Below are 15,527 nucleotides of genomic sequence, written 5' to 3' on the forward strand. Positions count from 1 at the left end.
CCAAACTTTACAGCGGTTTCCCTGTTATTTAGTACAATTAATAACAATGAGATATCACTGGGTAGTCACAGCTAATCAAAGCATATTCGCTCGATAATAGATGCTTTTTGTCAGGATGATGAAATCGTTCATGCTTTCACGACTTTGGTAGTGACTTTAGCATTTATCTTTTTAGCATAAAGTTCAATGCTGACTATTTTTTGCCACCATAAAATGCTGTATTTGCTAACAATAACCAGTTTAGGGATTGCGATTGGTGGTTTGTGGGAAGTTGCCGAATGGACGGCTGGTATTGTTCTCTCAACCGAAGTAATTGAGAGCCTGAATGATACGATTATTGATTTGATTCTGGATAGTTTGAGAGCTGCAATAGCTGCCCTAACTAGCTTCTGGACGTTGCAAGAATGGATGCGCCCCTGTGCGGCAGTTGGGAATCAAGCATCGATCGCCAATAGTCCGAGCGATCGCACTTAACTGAAAGCATTATCATAAGTTTTTCCTCAATCATCTTCCATCAGGTGGATATTTTTTTATGGCATTAGACAGATGACAAGGTTGGGCGAGTTAGATTAAATTAAAATAGAAGGCAGATATTGAAATAATGTTGAAAAGGGCAAATAGACCTTTTACCTAACTCAAATTCTAAGAATTTCAATTCCCATTGTTGCAATTGTTGCAAGAAGTTGATGGTTCAGAACCGGGAGGATTTTAGGAAAATTAAATCAACCACAACGGCAGTTGCTGTGTTGAGTTCAACCTTTTATTTACCGGAGATTGCTCAAATCAGTTCCCAAACATCAGGCATCCTGCCTGTGCTGAACTGAGTTTTCTGGATAAGTCTCATAGCTAACCATAAGGCGATCGCTTGCGATAGGAAGACAAGCAGAACCTCTTTCTTACCTCGTTTATTTTGACGATCAATTCAGCAATAAGGTGTATATAATGACTCAACCAGAATCCTTGTCCCAACCGCTGACCCAAACCGAATTCGTCGCAACTTTTCGCTTGTTCAGTCGATTTAGCTTCTGGATACAGTTATTCTTGGGTGCTGTTTCCGGCATTGTTTTATTATTTGCTATGTTGGGTCGCAACATGAGCGAACAAACCAATAATAATGCAGGTATTGGTTTCGGGGTATTTTTAGCGATAGTTGGTCTTTTATTGCTGTGCTTTAGAATTTTTTGGGATTTTCGCTACAGGCTTTTAGGCAGACTTTTGCACGCGGAAAATTCCCAGGTATATCCCAGCAAAGAACATATTACTCACACCTTACGGATTGGATTAATTTCTAGTTTGGTGGGGGTATTAATCGCGTTTGTCGCTTCTGAAGAAACAGTTGCTGTAGTCCTAGCGAAAACTCTCAGTCAACCGCAAGCGATGGCAGCTTATGCGCCAGAAAATGTGATTCGTTCCCTAGATATTTTTGTGACTATGGCAAACGTCAATCTGATTGGCGCTCACTTTTTTGGAGCTGTTACTTCTCTTGGGTTGCTCAATTGGGTAGAAGAGTAATTGGCAGCATTAGCGATCGCTAAAGGCAAACACAGCTCCTATGTCGTTAGGACTGACAAGGGCTGGCACATTTAACTAAGGTTTGTAGTGTTGCACTGTCTTGGCGAAAGAGAGCGAAGACTGTGCAGCTACAAGCTAAACAAACTGGCTATTTGGATGAACATCTAATCTGGAATTGGTAGCGATCGCTCCTGCTAATGGTAATCAGCCCGCTCCACCGTTTTTAAATTTTAAAAATGTAATTTATTAATTATATTGAGAGATATTTCATCTATCTTGAAATAGATAGATTTTGAATCATGCCAAACAAAACTTAGGCTCATATTCTGAAAGTTCAGCTATATCCGTGGCATTCAGCTTCCTAAATCACCCTCCGCAAATCCTCTCCCTCTTAATTCTCGGGCCATTCTTGCAAGGCGATCGCAATTCCCTGTTTTAATCTTGGTTCGAGACTCTCTTGGTTAACTAAAACTTCTAATTGCTGTCTGGCCTCAATAGCATTTAGCTGTTTGAGCGCAGCCGTACAGTGCAGCCTGGTGCTGTTATCGGCATCTGCTAACAGTTGAATCAGCACATCTAGCGCTCTAATATCTCCTAATTGCCCTAACCCTAAAGCTAAAGATTGTTTGATTGCCGCGGAATGCACGGCGGGATGATTGCTTTCGAGTAAATCGAGCATAATTTCAGCAGCTTTGGCTTTTAATTCCGGCTTTTCCACTCGCCCTAAAACAGTGATAATCTCTTGACAAATAGGAGAGTTTGTGTTATTTAATTCGGCAATTAAGGTTTGCTGTAAATATTCTAAAGCGACTGCGGTTTCGCTCCAGCTTAGGGCGCGCACAGTTTCGATTTGCAATTCAACCGGAGTTGTGGGCGATCGCAGCAATTCAAATAAAGCAGCCGCAGCAGCATCGGTTTTCACTCGCCCGATCGCGATCGCAGCCAGCTTGCAAACTTCTAATCGGATGTCCGAAAGCAAAGGTTTGAGCAAGTTAACTAAATCTAATTCTGCATCTAAATAGGCGCGCACCCCGAGGGCACGCACGGCTTCTTTTCTGACTGCTGTCGCCGGATCTTTGAGTGCTGCTATCAGTACCGGCGGGATGCGGGAGTCGCGAAAGCTGCTCAAGGCCTCGATTGCGTGCGCGCGCACCGCAACTTGAGAGTCTCCGACTACGCTCAACAGCGGTGGGATGGTTTCGGTGCGCCGAATTTGCGCGAGTGCTGCTGTTGCAAACTGTCGCGAGTCTTCTTGGAGTAGGAGAGTTGCGAGGGATTCTATGGCTGTCGGGCCGAAATTCCCTAGGGTTTCGGCGGCGATTTGGCTCAATTCTTCGTCGGAATTTTTGACCAATTCTACTAAAGCTTGAATCACTTCCGGGCGATCGAAGTTTCCGAGGATGCGGGCGGCAAACCACCGGGGCTCTGTGTCTGCGTCTGCGTCTTCGAGCACGGCAATTAAAGGTGCGATCGCGCCATTTCCCAGATTGGGCAATACTTTAGCAATTTCCCAACGGTCTTGAAAATCGCCCCATTCTAAGGCTTGTATTGCTAAACTGACAGCTCGATCTAAAATGTGTTGTTCCTGCGGCTTGCTGCCCTTGGCTGTCACTTGCTGCAAGCATTCGACTAACCCAGACCAGTTTTGGCGATCGGCAGCGACTTGCCCTTGTTCTAAAAAATTAGACATAATTTTAGTTTTACTTCGATCGAGAAGCGAGATTGTTTGCTGCTAGCCCAGAGCCGGAGGTACTTTTTAGGAATCTTTGGCTACAATTATCCCTTTTTTGACATTTTTGTCAATCCATCATAATCGGTAAAATAGAACTAAAGCATTAATTTCATAAAGTTAAGCTATCAAGCTATACTTTTTGTAATTAAAAATCCTCAACCAATTAAAAATCAACAAATGAAGAAAGCTCTACTTTTAGTAAACCAGCACTCCCGAAAAGGGCAAAAGTTATCATCTCAAGCCACTGTAGAATTGCAAGCACTGGGTTTTGAGTTAATTGTAGAATCTACCGACCACGCCCGCGAACTTCCCGACACAATTCGGCGCTACAAAAATCAAGTCGAATTAGTAATAATCGGCGGTGGCGACGGCACTCTCAACGCTGCCATAGAAGGTTTGATAGACACCAAGTTACCCTTGGGTATTTTGCCGATGGGAACGGCTAACGACCTAGCTCGCACTCTGGGAATTCCTACAGATTTATCCGCAGCTTGTCAAGTAATTGCCAGCCAGAAAGTTCGGTTAATAGACTTGGGTTGGGTGAACGGCAAGCATTTTTTAAATGTGGCGAGTTTGGGATTGAGCGTGCAAATTTGCCAGCGCTTGACTAAAGACGTGAAGCAGCGCTGGGGAGTTTTCGCGTATGCTTTTACTGCTTTCCAGACGATTTTGTCATCGCAACCATTCAGAGCAGAAATTAAAGTAAACGACCAATCTTTTAATGTTAAAACTATTCAAATTGCCATTGGCAATGGTCGCTATTACGGCGGCGGTATGACAGTTGCCGAAGATGCCACAATCGACGACAAGCGACTGGATTTGTACAGTTTGGAAATAAAAAACTGGTGGGAAATTATTGCTTTGCTGCCAGCTATGAGGCAAGGAAATCATACGAGTTGGCCTAACGTTCGTGCCTTGCACGCTCAAGAATTTGAGGTTAATACTAGCAAACGCCGTCCGATTAATACCGACGGTGAAATCACCACTCACACGCCTGCAACATTCCGAGTGATTCCCCAAGCTTTAGCAGTTATAGCTCCTTCATAACTCATAACTCATATATCAGTTAACTGGTTCCCAGGCTGGAGCCTGGGAACCCATATCTAGAGGCTCTGCCTCGGTGCCGAAAATGGAGGCAGAGCCTCCGGATCTGCGTTACCAGGCTCCAGCCTGGTAACGAGTAATTTTCTTGTGCAACAGGCCGGAGAGCCTGTTCACTTAATAATCGCCTCCAGCACCGTATTGCCACGCTTCAACTAATCGGTGAAAATAGTATTGCTGTTCCGGTGCTAAATTTTTCACCTGCGGTTCTACGGCTTTCCCCAAAGGCTGCAATCCCGTATAAAGTCCTAAATTTATATAATGAACCATCCAATCGAGCAAATTAGCTATTCCAACCTGCGGGATAATTTTCATCACTAATCCGGGATGGCTAATTGCTGTTTTAAACAGGGTTTTTGACAAAGCCGGAAACAGCACGATATCCTGAAGAAACGGTTTGAGTACCGGTTGTCCCAACTCTTCCATTACCTGAAATACGGCAGCCAAAAGTTGATTGATTTGATTGGGGTCTATTCTTTGATTCATCGCAGCACTCATCGAACGCTGAAACAACCAGGTAACTGATAGATTCGGCTGGTAGGGTTGCAAAAGTGCGAGGGAATTGTTGCTGAGACTGTCGCTTGTCAAAGCTTCGTCAATTCCTAGAGTCAATCGTTTGAGGTGGCGCACCATTGCCCCGAAACCGCCGAAGCTGAGGGGAGATTGGCTACCGCTGCTGTCTCCAACTGGGAGTATGCGATTCCAAGGCGTTTTTAGAGGACTTTGGCGATAGCAGGGGAAGAATCCGTAGAGTGCTCTTTGGAATTTTAACTGTTCGAGTTCGACGTTTTGATATTGGGGAAGCAAGCGCAAATACTCTTCAAATAAGGTTTCTAAACTGAATCTTTCTGTGTCGGCGTCTATGTAGGTAAATAAGTAGGTGGTGCGGCCGTCTCTGGCTGGAAATGCTTCCCAAAAATATTGGCACTGATTTTGCATTGGGGTGAAGGATGCAAATATGTCGCCGGTGTCGTTTTTGGGGAATCCTTGAGAACAACTGCCGACTACTAAACATACGGCTTCTGGTTTTTTGCCTTGTCTTGCTTGGCAGACAATGGGGGATAAATGTCCCATAGCGTCTAATAATAATCGGCTTTTAAATAAGTTTTTAGCAGGTTGTGAAGCGGTATTTTCTGATTCAATAAGAACGCCATTTGGGTGAATTGTGGCTGTTTTAAATGGTGTATTTTCATATAAATTGCCTCCAGCTTCTATGAATCGCTGCTTGAGGGTTTCTAGGAGGTAAACTGGGTCTATTCCGATGTTCAGTACGTCGCGCACCCAAATGTCTGGGGTGTTGGCAAAGCTGATGCGGGCTGGGTTGTATTCGGTGGCGATCGCCTTTTCAATCTCTTCAACAGATAGCAGATTTAGTTCTAAGAATGCGTCTAATTCTTTGCGAGAAATGTTCCATTCTTGCTCGCGGCCTCGCAGGATGCCGCGTTCGAGCAGGGCTACTCGCCAACCCCGCACGGCTAAGGCTGTACCGATTAATATTCCTAGGGTTCCGCCGCCGATAACTATGTCGAAGTCGAGGGTTTCCAGGGGTTGTTGGCTGTGTTTGACTGCTTGGGGTGCTGGTGCGGTGTTTTGTTTGAGGTTTTCCCAGAGTCGATCGGCTTTTCTCAGGCCTCCGAGGGCGTCTGCTGGCAGTTGGGAGAGGATTTGTTCGGTGAGGGACATCGGGTTTTAGTATTAAACAGTGGTTGATTTTTTATAATTTAGCTTAGATCAACGTTTCCGACAGTTTTAGGGCTTAAGCATGAGGTGGTGAGAAACCCGGTTTCTAACAATTGTGGGCTTAGTAACGAGAAATATACGAATCAACCGGGTTTCTGATGTCGCGAGTGCGATCGGGAACGGAGTTTTTTTATCATCACACAGAGAAACCCGGTTTCTCAAAAAAAAACCGGGTTTATACCCTTCGTCGGTAAGTCTGGGGAATTATCTTTAATCAGCCGTGCTTAACTCTTCAACTCGCAGCCGATCGCACAAAATTCCTTCGCACACAATAGCACCGCTCTCCGCACTCCTGCAAACTTCTAACTGAGCTTCCGGCAGCGCTTCAAACAAAAAACGTTCCCCGGGAAACACCGTCCGCTCAAAATACCAATTAGGAATATTTGTAATCCGAGCGATTTGCACTTGACTGGTAGTATTCAGATACCAACACAAAATGCGCGCATGACGTTCGGAAATTACCTCATTCAGTGTCAAATTCATATTTTTAACTTGTTTGTGAAACTGTGCGATCCATCGGCGACTGGCCTAAACTTAATATACCATATCACCCGTGACAACAAAATTTTTTCAACATTTCTTAGGTTAATTAATAAAGGCCTCTGGGGAAACTTTGGCGCATTCCACGTTTTCCCAAGAAGCTGCAAAAGCTGGCATTGCTAAAGTGCAAGATTTCCATTCTCCCCGAACAGGTGCGTTGAACAATTCACAGTGACCCACGGAACCTCTTTGCAGTTTATAGTGACCGCAAAAATTACACTTAGAAGCCGGATTGAAGCCACGCTCGCTAATTACCTGATTGCGATTGCTGTGGATGTTGTTGCGTTCTAAAGTTAGAGTTTCCATTAAGGTATTTTTTAAATGTTGTCTCTTAAGTATGACAGCGGGATTTCAGTCGTGGCGTCTATCTCAAGGCTTAGTTCGCATCTTAAGTTTTGTTTAGGGATCGATAGAAAATAGGTCATTTTTGACATTATAAAGCTAGGGAGCAATTTAATTTTCTTGCTGCCGAACTTGCAGACCGGGCTTTAATGCTGAGCGGCTTCCCTGGAGATGTACTTCCTTAGACAGAGCTAATTATCCTCGCCTAGCTTGCTAAACAAATCGGCTAAAATAGTATTAGAAAATAAAAAACCTTCGGGATCGCTCAACCTCAAATTTCCCGAAAACGGCAGTTTCGCGCCCTCGCTTAAAGTTGCGTGAAGCGGAGCTATCCCGTAGGGAATCGCCCTATCTTCCGTCATAATTTCCACCCATCCTTGCCGCCAGTATGGTTGCAAACAATGCCAAATTTTATCAACCGTTTGCTGCGTAAACTTTTCAGTCAGCGCCGACAGGCTAACTCCTTCTGCTAAACGCAAACCTAGCATCAGCGTTTCTAACAAAACGTCATTTTCTGATACTTGTTGAAAATTTTGCTCAATTTCTAGATCCATCTCTGGCTGGGTTTCCCCTCCAAGTTTTGGGGTAGCAGGGGAATTGAGGCGAGACATCGATCGCACCCACTGATAATATTCTTGAGTTTTGCGAGGCCTTGTTAGCCTCCGGCCTTCCACGTAACTCGCCGCCCCCATTCCCAAGCCGTAATAAGGGCGATTTTCCCAATAAACGCGGTTGTGGCGACACTGATAGCCCGATCGAGCGTAATTAGAAATTTCGTAATGTTCGTATCCAGCACCGGTCAGAATTTCCCGCGCTAAACGGTACATTTGAGCAGCGGTTTCATCTGCTGGTAGCGGCTGCGCGCCTGCTTCAAAGTAGCGCCCGAAAGCAGTTCCCTGCTCAACAATTAAGTCGTAACTCGACAGGTGAGTCGGGCTAATTTCCACTGCCGATTTCAGGGAAGCTTCCCACTGTTCTAAAGTTTGGTGCGGCAGTCCCGAAATCAGGTCTAAACTGAAATTGACAATACCTGCCGATCGCACTATTTCTACTGCTTCAAAAATATCAGCGACAGAGTGCGATCGTCCGCAAGCTTGCAGCAATTCATCCTGAAAAGCTTGCACTCCCAAACTAACTCGATTTACTCCCGCCGCTGCATATCCCCGCAACTGTTCTAAAGTAAACGTACCCGGGTCTATTTCTATAGAAATTTCCGCCCCAGCAGCAATCCCAAATTTGCCGTCTAGAGTCTCTAAAATATTGCTCAACTGACTGACAGAAAGCAGCGAAGGCGTGCCACCACCAAAAAAAACTGTTTCCAGAGATGCCCCTAAATTTGGAGTTTCTTGAATTTCTTGACACAGTACAGCAACGTATTGCACGATTGTGCCGGAATTCTCGCCATTTTTGCGATCGCCCACCACAAAAACCGGAAAATCGCAGTAGTAACAGCGGCGCCGACAAAAAGGTACGTGCAGGTAAGCCGAACTGGGAATGCCGGAATTTGTCACTTGCGCACTTTTTTTAAATTCAAATGTTAAATAATCTGTGGCAGGGTTCATTACATCTCAAGCCGAAAGCGCAACTTCAAATCTAAAGTTTTAATTAAACCATTATGAATAATTATGTATATTATGACATTTTCTTACCAAAAAAGCGCTGCGAACGATCGGCTCTTTTAATTTAACCTCGTACCAGTTTCGATCTGCCACAATTCCCGAACAGCGCGCAGGGCGCTCTATTCGCACTTCGTGCCTGCTTTCGGCGGGGCGTGGTAAATGCCGAGCAACTCACTGGTTGAACCCCCAAAGGGTACAACCGCGAAATATAAGTTTATGAAAATCCCTGAGTAAACATAGCGATATCCGACCACAGCATAAAAACAAGTATCAGCACTGCAAAGATATAATGTGAATAAATTCATTAACCTAGAACTAATGCTAGACGCAATCATAATAATCTCATTCATAATCGCAGGCGGAGGCATAGGCTATTACGGAGTCGAACTCCTGCCGAGCAATCTGCTGCTGCAAGTTACAAATATACAAGGTTTAAGTTCTGTACTAGGCTCGTTTGGAGCATTAATCGGCTTCGTGCTGGGATTAGTGGCTCAAACCACCTACCGGCGCCTGGAAAAACAAGTTCGCGATATGCCAGTGGAGATGTTACTGACGCGGGCGATCGGCTTAATCATCGGACTGCTAGTAGCGAACTTAATGCTGGCTCCGCTGTTCCTGCTGCCAATTCCCCGCGAGTTCGGCTTCATCAAACCTCTAGTCGCAGTCTTGGGAAGCCTCATGTTCGGCTTCACAGGCGTCAGTTTGACCGACACCCACGGCCGCGCTTTCTTGCGGCTGATTAACCCGAAAACCTTAGACACTGTGTTGGTAGCCGAAGGTACTTTCAAACCAGCAAGTGCCAAAGTTGTCGATACTAGCTGCATTATTGACGGCCGGATTGAAAACCTGCTAGAAACAGGTTTCCTCGAAGGTCAAATTATCGTGCCGCAATTCGTGCTCCAAGAACTGCAACTAATAGCTGATTCCGCCAACGATCAAAAGCGAGTGCGCGGGCGCCGGGGCTTAGATATTCTCAACCGCATCAAAGAAACATATCCAGAACGCATTCAAATTCACTCGGCTGACTACGAAGATCTTGCGACAGTCGATGCGAAATTAGTCCGCTTCGCTTTGGATATCGACGGCATTTTGCTCACCAACGATTACAACTTGTCGAAAGTAGCTACCGTCCAAAAACTGCCGGTTTTGAATATCAACGATTTGACTCATGCGGTGCGGCCAACTTATTTGCCGGGAGATACGATCGAACTAAAAATCCGCAAAGAAGGCAAAGAACCCTCTCAGGGAATCGGTTACTTGGATGACGGCACAATGGTTGTCGTGGAAGCAGGAAGCAGCTATGTCGGCGGCGAAGCGAGAGTCGTAGTCACCAGCGCCCTGCAAACCAGCGCCGGCCGCATGATTTTCGCCCGCCCTCAAGAGTCCGTTATTGTTTGAAACTGAGTTTTGAAACTGAGTAACAATGGCCAGGGCAATCAGAATCAAATATTGCGATCGCTGTTCCCAATCTGCCCCGACTCTCTACCGCGCCCGGTATGACGAATCGGGGCAGTGGTTTTTTTTGTGTCTTAAATGTTGGGAATCTGTCAGCGCAAACAATCCTTTTTACTTCTACGGCGGCACTTGGAAAGCCACCAAGAAAAAATAGCAATTACCAGCTTCTTCTTCTTTTCTCTTCCTTCGTGTCCTTAGCGTCTTCGCGGTTCGATAATCTCCATATCTAATTCCGAATTATTCTAGTGATTCTGGAGTAATTAGAATCAACTAATCTCGATCGCATCTTCATACAATGTCTCGATCGCACAGCTAAAATTAACGCTAGCAAACTGAACTTCTTGTCCTTGACTATAAGGATAAAGCACCCACAAACCCTCTGCATTCCGGCGAAAACACTCTACACTAACTCTTTCTTGATTGATTAATACATACTCTTGCAAACTTTCAGAAGTGCGGTAATCAGCAAATTTATCGCCTCTGTCAAAAGCCGCTGTTGTCGGCGATAAAACTTCCACAATTAAGCGCGGGTAGCGAATGAAATCTTCCGCAGCATTTTTGTCTCGTTCATCACAACTCACCGCTACATCGGGATAGTAATAAAAATTTGATGTATTGAGCATAACTTTCATGTCTGCCATGTAAGATATGCAGCCACTTCCCCGAAGATGATTTCTCAGCAAAGTTGCTGCATTGAGACTAATGATGACATGAGCTTTGCTTGCCCCTGCCATTGCATAGATTTCACCTTGCCTGTACTCGTGTTTGATCGGACTGACTTTCTCGGCTGCTAAATAATCTTCAGGAGAGACGTAGGTGTCGCTTTTACTTGCAACCATATAATTTTGAGGTTGGTGAGCATGACATAATTATAGCCGATCGCCCTTTTTCAGCTTTCAGCCCTAGTTTTAACGACGGCGCGGGGCCGGAAGCCTCGCGCTATTGCCATTTTGCGGTTGCGGTTTTTCTTGCAGCTTCATTGTCAAACTAACCCGCTTTAACTTCTCATTCACCTCTAAAACTCGCACTTTCACAACTTGTCCGACTTTAACAATCTGTTTGGGGTCATCTACGAAGCGATCGGCTAATTGAGAAATGTGAACCAAACCATCTTGGTGCACTCCCACATCAACAAACGCTCCAAAGTTAGCTACATTCGTGATTATGCCTTCTAATTCCATCCCCACTTGCAAGTCGGAGATTTCTTTGATTCCTGCTTGGAAAGTGGCATATTTAAACTCGGCTCGCGGGTCTCTTCCCGGTTTTTCTAGTTCGGAAATAATGTCTCGGAGTGTTGGTTCACCCACTTTGTCGGTGACATATTTCTTGATGTTTACAGTCTTGATTGTTTCCGATATTTGTGTTATTCCTGTCAGCGGCAAGTCTAAATCCTTGGCGATCGCCTGCACGACAGGATAACTTTCGGGATGAACTGCTGTATTGTCCAGGGGGTTTTCGCCCCCGCGAATGCGGAGAAACCCGGCTGCTTGTTCAAAAGCTTTTGGCCCGAGTTTGGGAACTTTCAGGAGTTGGCGGCGATTTTTAAATGCGCCGTTTTCGTTGCGGTAATTGACGATATTTTTGGCAACTGTTGCCGTCATTCCTGAGACAAATGTCAGCAGTTCTTTCGAGGCTGTGTTTAAGTCAACTCCCACATAATTAACGCAGCTTTCGACGGTTTCGTCGAGTTTCTTTTTGAGCAGTTTTTGGTCAACATCGTGCTGGTATTGACCGACTCCTATTGATTTCGGGTCGATTTTCACGAGCTCGGCGAGGGGGTCTTGCAAGCGCCGTCCGATGCTGACTGCGCCGCGGACGGTGATGTCGAGGTCTGGAAATTCGGCGATCGCCACTTCGCTTGCTGAATAAATCGATGCACCCGATTCATTCACCATGACTTTAATCGGTTTTCTTTCCATTTCTGCCAAAACTTCCGAAACAAATTCGTCTGTTTCCCGGGAAGCTGTACCGTTGCCGATCGCGATTAATTCAATTTTATATTTTTCAATTAAATGCTTGACAATTTTACCAGCTTGCTGTCGCTGAGCGGCCGCTTGGTGGGGAAAAATTGCTTGATATTCTAAAAATTGCCCGGTTTCATCGAGGGCGGAAACTTTGCAGCCCGTGCGAAATCCCGGATCGATCGCCAGTGTCGGTTTCATTCCCGCCGGCGCCGACAGCAGCAACTCGCGGAGGTTGGTTTCAAAAGTGGCGATCGACTCGATATCAGCGACGGCTTTGTTGTGCGATCGCACTTCTGTAATTAACGAAGTCTTCATCAGTCGGTTGAAGGCATCCTTCAAAGTCGATCGATAAAACTCTTTAACTTCCGGTATCCTAGTTCTAATTTCCTGAGCTTCCAAATAAGCCATCACTGCGGATTCATCAAAAGCCAGTTCCAAATCTAAAACCCCTTCCGTTTCCCCGCGAAACAGCGCTAACATATTGTGCGACTGAACGCTTCTCGCCGCAACTTGATAATTGCGGTACATTTCAAATTTAGTGCTTTCTTCCGGGAAATCATCTTTAATTTTCGAGACAAAGACTCCGGTTTTCATTAAAAATTCTCGCAAATAAGCCCGCAATTCTGCTTTTTCCGAAACCGCTTCCGCCAAAATATCCGCAGCACCTTTTAGAGCTTCTTCTGCTGTTTTAACTCCCTTTTCTTCCGAAATGTATTTAGCTGCTTCCGCCTCAAAGTCTGCTGGTTTAGCCGTCGGTAAGTTCAGAGACTTGATAAATTCTGCCAGCGGTTCCAAACCTTTTTCTCTAGCAATTGTCGCTCGCGTCCGCCGCTTGGGCTTGTAAGGCAGATAAAGGTCTTCTAGTTCGTTTTTTTGCAAACACGATTCGATTTTAGCTTGCAGTTCTTCAGTGAGTTTTCCCTGAGAGCTAATCGTATCTAAAATCGACTTTTTGCGCTCTTCAATTTCAGTCAAATATGTGAAGCGATCGGAGATATCCCGCAACTGAATTTCATTCAGTAAATCCGTGCGTTCTTTGCGGTAGCGGGCAATAAACGGAATAGTTGCTCCCTCGGCGAAAAGTTCCAGAGCATTATTGACTTGAGACAGATTAATGGAAAGTTCTTGAGCAATCAGTTGAGGAATGTCGATCATAGTGCAGAATGTCGGGTCAATTGCTGGCGGTTAATAAATTATTTAGGATTTGTGCGAATTAAGAGGGAAATGAACTGCAGAGGATACAGAGCAGGAAATCAGATAAATAAGACTTTTAGAGAGTTTTATCGATTGTCCTAGCAGTGTTAACATGATGTTAGCATAAATGCCGTAATTTTTCAATATTGCCATAGAGACTACAGAAATCCTGACTGCAAACAGATTTGCAGCCAGGATTTTAGTTTTTTTATTCAAAATAAGACTGAAATCATCACTACAAACAGCCTTTAAGATTTGACAAAAACTTGATTGGTTTCCGCTGGTTTGTCGCTGGTACTCTTTGCGGTCAATTCGTCCGCGTAGGGAGATTGATGCAGATAAGCTTTACCGGCAGAACCGAAAAGTTGCAGTTTGTCAGAAATGACCGATCGCATGGCATCGATCGCCTTTTCCATTACTTCCAACAAATCTGGATCTGACAAAGAACTGCTAGTTTTTAAAACGTCCATATAAGCTTCGCGAACTTCCGTATTCACATTAAATTTAGATACTCCTAATTTAATAGATTGATTAATCATTGATTCCGGCAAACCGCTAGCACCGTGCAGCACTAACGGCACGGGAACAGAAGCGCGTATTTTTGCCAAACGCGGGAAATCGAGTTTTGGTTCGCTGAAATATTTGCCGTGAACGTTGCCAATTGTTACTGCTAAAAAATCTACCTGAGTTTCTTTGATAAACTCTACTGCTTCCAATGGATCTGTCATTTTTGCAGCTTTTTCTTCGATTGTCAAACCGTCTTCAGTGCCGCTAATTCTGCCGATTTCTGCTTCAACTACCGCACCGTTAGCGTGGGATAATTTAGTCATTTCGCGCGTAAATATTAAGTTTTGTTCGTAGGGCAAAGGAGAACCGTCTGCCATAATTGATTTGATGCCGGCGTCTAGGGCGAGATGAATGTCTTTTTCTGAGGTGCTGTGATCTAAGTGTACTGAGATCGGCACTAAAGATTTGCGCGCGGCTTCCATGCAAAGCGCGACTAAGGGCGATTTTCCGTATTTGAGGGCGCTGGGGTGAAGTTGCAGCATAGCAGGACTTTGCAGCGCTTCGGCGGCATCGATGACGGCTTTTACTCCTTCGAGGTTGTAGACGTTAAAAGCGCCGATCGCATAAGCGTTTCTCCGGGCCGTGTTCAGCAATTCGCTAGTTGAGGCGAGCATAAGTACCTGGCTTAAAAACTGTTCTGAATGTCGATTATCCTATCAAAGTTCGGTTGCAAGCTCATCTTAATTTTTATTTTTTGTAATTGCGAATTCTTGCGTAGGGTGCGGATTGCGTACCCTACTATTTGTTGGGTACGCATTTATTCTCCGTTTGGCGCCCGTTGCACACCCTACGACTAATTCATTTACTGTTTCTGTGCGTTACCAGCGTGCAAACCGCACTCTTTTAGTGTCGCTTCTTCCCACCACCAGCGACCTTCGCGTTCGTGTTGGTTCGGCAATACCGGCTTCGTACAAGGTTCGCAACCAATGCTTACAAAACCACGTTCGTGCAACTTGTTGTAAGGCACATCCAAAGCGCGAATGTAGTCCCAAACCTCTGCCGAAGACCAGTTTGCTAAGGGGTTGAATTTAATTAATTCACGATCGGGAGTTGAGAATGCAGTGTCAACTTCAATAACCGGAATACCGTTGCGGGTACTGGGACTTTGGTCTTTGCGCTGACCGGTAATCCAAGCATCGAGAGTATTCAGTTTGCGGCGCAGCGGCTTGACTTTCCGCACGCCGCAGCATTCTTTGTGACCGTCTTGATAAAAACTAAACAATCCCTTTTCATCTACTAGGGCTTGTACTTCAGCAGCATCGGGAAACATTACTTCTAATTTAATGCCGTAATGTTTTCTGACTTGCTCCAAAAACTGATAGGTTTCTGAGTGTAATCTGCCGGTATCGAGGGTAAAAACGCGGAAATTTTTGGTAATCTTTGAGGCTAGATCGATCAGAACTACGTCCTCGGCACCGCTGAAAGAAATTGAGATATTTTCAAAGTTTTCTAGGGCAAATTTGAGAATTTCTCGCGGTGTTTTTTGACTGTATTCTGCTTCTAGGGCGGCAATGTTGAGATTGTTCTGGATGGCAACCATTATTTTCGGGTTATCGGTGTTCTTTTCCTCTAGACCTTTATTATAGCCGATCGCCGTCTCTCTATCACCGATGAATTTGACTGCATTTTGCAGCAGTCTTTTCGGCTGGACCCACAATCAAGCTCGAGGATGGCGATCGCCCGCTTCTTCAAGTTTTGGTGAACCCAACACTCCTCTACTTTAGAAGTAGCTCAAGGCTTATTTGACATGACATTGCTGCC

14 protein-coding genes are annotated in these 15,527 nt (G+C 45.1%); 5 read left to right on the top strand and 9 right to left on the bottom strand.

The genetic code is table 11. The features are described from left to right. Window positions 1-186: 186 nt before the first annotated feature. Complete coding sequence (locus E5S67_RS15820; RefSeq protein ID WP_172188788.1) at window positions 187-474, top strand: DUF2238 domain-containing protein; 288 nt, start codon at window positions 187-189, stop codon at window positions 472-474. 468 nt (window positions 475-942) lie between these two features. After that, complete coding sequence (locus E5S67_RS15825) at window positions 943-1,512, top strand: DUF3611 family protein (protein ID WP_172188818.1); 570 nt, start codon at window positions 943-945, stop codon at window positions 1,510-1,512. Between the two features lie 391 nt (window positions 1,513-1,903). Here the strand turns inward: E5S67_RS15825 and E5S67_RS15830 are convergent, their stop codons facing one another. After that, complete coding sequence (locus E5S67_RS15830) at window positions 1,904-3,202, bottom strand: HEAT repeat domain-containing protein (RefSeq protein ID WP_172188820.1); 1,299 nt, start codon at window positions 3,200-3,202, stop codon at window positions 1,904-1,906. A gap of 219 nt (window positions 3,203-3,421) precedes the next feature. On the opposite strand from E5S67_RS15830, the gene E5S67_RS15835 reads away from it, so the two are divergent. After that, a complete protein-coding gene (locus E5S67_RS15835) occupies window positions 3,422-4,291 on the top strand; it encodes a lipid kinase (RefSeq protein ID WP_172188822.1) in 870 nt (289 codons plus the stop codon). A 171-nt stretch (window positions 4,292-4,462) separates the two neighbouring features. Here E5S67_RS15835 and E5S67_RS15840 read toward each other — a convergent pair whose 3' ends face one another. The 4 genes from E5S67_RS15840 to hemW form a co-directional block, all read right to left on the bottom strand. Beyond that, the gene (locus E5S67_RS15840; protein ID WP_172188824.1) at window positions 4,463-6,028 is read right to left on the bottom strand and encodes an FAD-binding oxidoreductase; all 1,566 of its coding nucleotides are present in this window, start codon (window positions 6,026-6,028) and stop codon (window positions 4,463-4,465) included. A 267-nt stretch (window positions 6,029-6,295) separates the two neighbouring features. Then, window positions 6,296-6,568 (bottom strand): DUF1830 domain-containing protein, encoded by a 273-nt coding sequence (locus E5S67_RS15845; protein ID WP_172188826.1) that lies wholly within the window; start codon window positions 6,566-6,568, stop codon window positions 6,296-6,298. Between the two features lie 102 nt (window positions 6,569-6,670). After that, window positions 6,671-6,931, bottom strand: a complete 261-nt coding sequence (locus E5S67_RS15850; RefSeq protein WP_172188828.1) for a hypothetical protein — start codon at window positions 6,929-6,931, stop codon at window positions 6,671-6,673. 227 nt (window positions 6,932-7,158) lie between these two features. Then, window positions 7,159-8,529: a radical SAM family heme chaperone HemW gene (hemW, locus tag E5S67_RS15855; protein ID WP_172188830.1), complete on the bottom strand. Its 1,371-nt coding sequence runs from the start codon at window positions 8,527-8,529 to the stop codon at window positions 7,159-7,161. A 375-nt stretch (window positions 8,530-8,904) separates the two neighbouring features. Here hemW and E5S67_RS15860 point away from each other — a divergent pair, with 375 nt between their 5' ends. Both E5S67_RS15860 and E5S67_RS15865 read left to right on the top strand, forming a co-directional pair. Then, the gene (locus tag E5S67_RS15860) at window positions 8,905-9,984 is read left to right on the top strand and encodes a PIN/TRAM domain-containing protein (RefSeq protein WP_172188853.1); all 1,080 of its coding nucleotides are present in this window, start codon (window positions 8,905-8,907) and stop codon (window positions 9,982-9,984) included. Window positions 9,985-10,009: 25 nt separating this feature from the next. Beyond that, complete coding sequence (locus tag E5S67_RS15865) at window positions 10,010-10,195, top strand: hypothetical protein (protein WP_172188832.1); 186 nt, start codon at window positions 10,010-10,012, stop codon at window positions 10,193-10,195. Between the two features lie 112 nt (window positions 10,196-10,307). Here the strand turns inward: E5S67_RS15865 and E5S67_RS15870 are convergent, their stop codons facing one another. The 4 genes from E5S67_RS15870 to E5S67_RS15885 form a co-directional block, all read right to left on the bottom strand. Beyond that, window positions 10,308-10,880 (bottom strand): Uma2 family endonuclease, encoded by a 573-nt coding sequence (locus E5S67_RS15870; protein ID WP_172188834.1) that lies wholly within the window; start codon window positions 10,878-10,880, stop codon window positions 10,308-10,310. A gap of 69 nt (window positions 10,881-10,949) precedes the next feature. After that, window positions 10,950-13,160 carry a Tex family protein gene (locus tag E5S67_RS15875; RefSeq protein ID WP_172188836.1) on the bottom strand — a complete coding sequence of 737 codons (2,211 nt, stop codon included), beginning with the start codon at window positions 13,158-13,160 and terminating at the stop codon, window positions 10,950-10,952. Between the two features lie 287 nt (window positions 13,161-13,447). Further along, window positions 13,448-14,380, bottom strand: coding sequence for a class II fructose-bisphosphate aldolase (locus E5S67_RS15880; protein WP_172188838.1), 933 nt, complete (start codon window positions 14,378-14,380; stop codon window positions 13,448-13,450). 188 nt (window positions 14,381-14,568) lie between these two features. Beyond that, complete coding sequence (locus E5S67_RS15885; protein ID WP_246276807.1) at window positions 14,569-15,423, bottom strand: phosphoadenylyl-sulfate reductase; 855 nt, start codon at window positions 15,421-15,423, stop codon at window positions 14,569-14,571. Window positions 15,424-15,527: the final 104 nt, after the last annotated feature.

It is taken from the genome of Microcoleus asticus IPMA8 (assembly GCF_013179805.1).
Lineage (GTDB): Bacteria > Cyanobacteriota > Cyanobacteriia > Cyanobacteriales > Microcoleaceae > Microcoleus > Microcoleus asticus.

Coding starts and splice junctions, on each gene's coding strand:
- E5S67_RS15820 (WP_172188788.1), top strand. CDS start 187: ATGCTGACTATTTTTTGCCACCATAAAATGCTGTATTTGCTAACAATA.
- E5S67_RS15825 (WP_172188818.1), top strand. CDS start 943: ATGACTCAACCAGAATCCTTGTCCCAACCGCTGACCCAAACCGAATTC.
- E5S67_RS15830 (WP_172188820.1), bottom strand. CDS start 3,202: ATGTCTAATTTTTTAGAACAAGGGCAAGTCGCTGCCGATCGCCAAAAC.
- E5S67_RS15835 (WP_172188822.1), top strand. CDS start 3,422: ATGAAGAAAGCTCTACTTTTAGTAAACCAGCACTCCCGAAAAGGGCAA.
- E5S67_RS15840 (WP_172188824.1), bottom strand. CDS start 6,028: ATGTCCCTCACCGAACAAATCCTCTCCCAACTGCCAGCAGACGCCCTC.
- E5S67_RS15845 (WP_172188826.1), bottom strand. CDS start 6,568: ATGAATTTGACACTGAATGAGGTAATTTCCGAACGTCATGCGCGCATT.
- E5S67_RS15850 (WP_172188828.1), bottom strand. CDS start 6,931: ATGGAAACTCTAACTTTAGAACGCAACAACATCCACAGCAATCGCAAT.
- hemW (WP_172188830.1), bottom strand. CDS start 8,529: ATGAACCCTGCCACAGATTATTTAACATTTGAATTTAAAAAAAGTGCG.
- E5S67_RS15860 (WP_172188853.1), top strand. CDS start 8,905: ATGCTAGACGCAATCATAATAATCTCATTCATAATCGCAGGCGGAGGC.
- E5S67_RS15865 (WP_172188832.1), top strand. CDS start 10,010: ATGGCCAGGGCAATCAGAATCAAATATTGCGATCGCTGTTCCCAATCT.
- E5S67_RS15870 (WP_172188834.1), bottom strand. CDS start 10,880: ATGGTTGCAAGTAAAAGCGACACCTACGTCTCTCCTGAAGATTATTTA.
- E5S67_RS15875 (WP_172188836.1), bottom strand. CDS start 13,160: ATGATCGACATTCCTCAACTGATTGCTCAAGAACTTTCCATTAATCTG.
- E5S67_RS15880 (WP_172188838.1), bottom strand. CDS start 14,380: ATGCTCGCCTCAACTAGCGAATTGCTGAACACGGCCCGGAGAAACGCT.